We start from the raw sequence: 2,891 nt of genomic DNA, 5'->3' as shown, positions 1-2,891 counted from the left end.
TCTTTATTCACCGCTTTTGTGCCCTCCTATCTTTTTGTTTCTATCTCGTCCGGTGGCTTCGGGCAATAGGTCGATAGCCCTTAGGATGGAGTTTTTGCCGTATTTTTCTTTTATCTTGTTTAGGGTTTTTAGCACCGTTTTTTCTTTTGCGTTTTCTTCTTCAAAGAGGCTTCTCTCGGTTTTGCTTTCCTTTACGACGTCATTTGCCGATATGCCGATTTGCCTTATGAGGCCTGCGTTTTTTATCTTTTTTAGATATAGCTCTTCGGCCGAGCTCATGAGCACGCTAGCGATATTGCTAGGCGTTTTAAACCTTACCGTGGCTCTTTGCGCGGGTTCGTTTTTGTCCGCGAATTTGATATTTATCGTGAGCCCGCTAGCTCGCACTTCCTCGTTTATCATCTTTAGAGCCAGCCTATCGGTCATCTCTTTTAGCACGATTAGAGCCTCTAGTCTCTCGTAGTCTCTAGGTAAAATTTCCGAGCTAAAGTATGATTTGGTAGAGGGTTTATAGGCTTTGATACCCGCTATGGTGGTGGGCTCTATGCCGTTTGCGTGATCTAGCGCGATGTGTGCGTCGATACCAAACACTCTTTCTAGCAGGCTAAAAGGCGCGTTTGCCATATCTTTCATGCAAAATATCCCGTATCGCTCGAGCTTGGCTCTAGTTTGCTTGCCTATGCGCCAAAAATCATTTAGCGGCTGATGCGTCCAGAGCTTTTCTTTATAGAGCACTTCGTCTAAAAAGGCGATATTATCCTCGCTGTGCTTAGCTAGGATATCAAGGGCGATTTTGGCTAGGTATAGATTCGTCCCCATGCCGCAGGTCGGCGTTACGCCCGTAGTCTTTAGGATGTCGTCCATTATCATCTTTGCCATGGCTCTAGCTCCTAGTTTGTAAAATTCTAAATACGAGGTAAGATCGATAAAGGCCTCGTCGATGGAGTAGACGTAGATGTCCTCTTTGGCGACGTATTTTAGGTAGATGCCGTAAATTTTAGCCGCATAATCGATGTAAAACTGCATCCTGGGCGGCGCGATTATATATTTTATATTTTTAGGTATTTCAAACAGCCTGCATCTGTTTTTTACGCCAAGGGCCTTTAGAGCGGGACTAACGGCCAGGCACACGCTACCCTCGCCTCTACTAGCGTCTGCGACGACTAAATTTGCCTCAAAGGGATCAAGCCCTCGCTCCACGCACTCGACCGAGGCGTAGAAGGACTTTAGATCGATGACGGCGTAGGCTGGAGTTTTGGTTTTCATGGGTGATTAAATTTGCTTGCGCGCTAGGCGGAGTTAAAAAGCGGCTGGGCGGGCCAAATTTGACTCCGCCGCCGCAAATGCTTTTAAATTTAGCCTAAAACGCATCGTCGATAGCTTGGCAGATGATATGCCCTATCATTATGTGCATCTCTTGGATGCGCGGCGTGTCGTTTGACGGCACGACCAAATTTAGCTCGCAAAGCTCGTTCATCGCGCCTCCCGTGCGGCCGCTTAGTCCGATCGTTTTGATACCGATTTTTCGCGCTAGCTCGAGCGCTTTTACGACGTTACCGCTGTTTCCGCTAGTAGAGATAGCGATGAGCAGATCGCCCTTGCGGCCCAGAGCCTCTAGCTGACGCGAGAAAACAAGCTCATATCCGTAGTCGTTGCCGATCGCCGTGAGCGCGGAGGTATCGGTCGTTAACGCGATGCCGGCTAGCGCGCCGCGCTCGGTTTTGTAGCGACCCGTTAGCTCGGCTGCGATGTGCTGCGCGTCTGCTGCGCTTCCGCCGTTTCCGCAAAGCAAAATTTTACCGCCAGTCTTTAGCGTCGCTACCGCCGTTTCGCAGGCTTTTTTGATATCCGCTTCCAGTGCAAATGTGGCTTTTATAGTGGCTAGATGACCCTCTAGCTCGCTTTTTATCATATCTTCAGTCTTCATTTTTTATCCTTTTTATCGTCGCGCTCGTGCTTTTGCCCGCTACGAACTCCACTAGCCGCACGTCTTTTACGACGCTGCTGCCGACGACTTCTTTACCTTCGTAGTCCGCGCCCTTTACGAGCACGTCCGGACGCAGTTTTTCGATCAAATTTAGAGGAGTTAGCTCGTCAAATATCGTCACGTAATCAACCGCCCCAAGCGCCGCCAGCACGGTAGCGCGGTCGGTCTGCGAATTTACGGGGCGAGTGTCACCTTTTAGCGCGCGCACCGATGCGTCAGAGTTTAGCCCGACGACTAGTATATCGCCAAATTCCCGCGCTTTAGCGAGATAGCTCACGTGCCCCGCGTGCAGGATATCAAAGCAGCCGTTTGTAAAAACCAGCCGCTTTTCGCCGCGGTTTGCCAGCGTCGCGGCCAGATCGTCCGCGCTTTTTATTTTCTCCTCAAAGCCTGCCGCGTTTTTACGGCGCACGAGTTCGTTTATCTCCTCAAAGCTTGCCGTCGCCGAGCCGACCTTAGCCACGACGACCGCAGCGGCTAAATTTGCCGTCTCGATCGCCTTTTTGATACCTTCGCCCGCACCCAGCATCACGCCAAGCGTCGCTAGCACCGTATCTCCCGCACCAGTTACGTCAAAGACCTCTTTTGCCAGAGCTGGAAATTTAACCGCCTGAGCGTCCTCCAAAAGCGCGATGCCTTCCTCTGAAATCGTGATCAGCGAATGGGTCAAATTTAGCTCATTTTTTAGTAAATTTAGCGCCGTAAAAAGCTGCTCGTCGTTTTCTATCTTAAAGCCCACGGCCTCGCCCGCTTCTTTTTTATTGGGTGTTAGTAGCGTAGCGCCCTTATATTTCGAGTAGTCCGCGCCCTTTGGATCGATTAGTACGGGTTTGCCCGCATCCGCGCAGGCTTTTATCAGCTTTTGGCACAGCGCAGGCGTCAGCACGCCCTTGCCGTAGTCCGA

3 protein-coding genes are annotated in these 2,891 nt (G+C 50.5%); all 3 read right to left on the bottom strand.

What is annotated here, in order from left to right; translation table 11 throughout:
* Nucleotides 1-3 precede the first annotated feature (3 nt).
* A complete protein-coding gene (locus Q0314_RS07410; protein ID WP_298057891.1) occupies nucleotides 4-1,266 on the bottom strand; it encodes a DNA repair protein in 1,263 nt (420 codons plus the stop codon).
* 94 nt (nucleotides 1,267-1,360) lie between these two features.
* Nucleotides 1,361-1,927: a D-sedoheptulose 7-phosphate isomerase gene (gmhA, locus tag Q0314_RS07405; protein ID WP_298057889.1), complete on the bottom strand. Its 567-nt coding sequence runs from the start codon at nucleotides 1,925-1,927 to the stop codon at nucleotides 1,361-1,363.
* Nucleotides 1,917-2,891: D-glycero-beta-D-manno-heptose 1-phosphate adenylyltransferase (gene rfaE2 / locus Q0314_RS07400; protein ID WP_298057887.1), on the bottom strand; the 975-nt coding region annotated here is incomplete at its 5' end. The genes rfaE2 and gmhA, both read right to left, overlap by 11 nt.

It is taken from the genome of uncultured Campylobacter sp. (assembly GCF_938040115.1).
Lineage (GTDB): Bacteria > Campylobacterota > Campylobacteria > Campylobacterales > Campylobacteraceae > Campylobacter_A.
The sequence above is the reverse complement of the archived record's forward strand: the minus strand, read 5'-3'. Positions and strand labels throughout refer to the sequence as shown.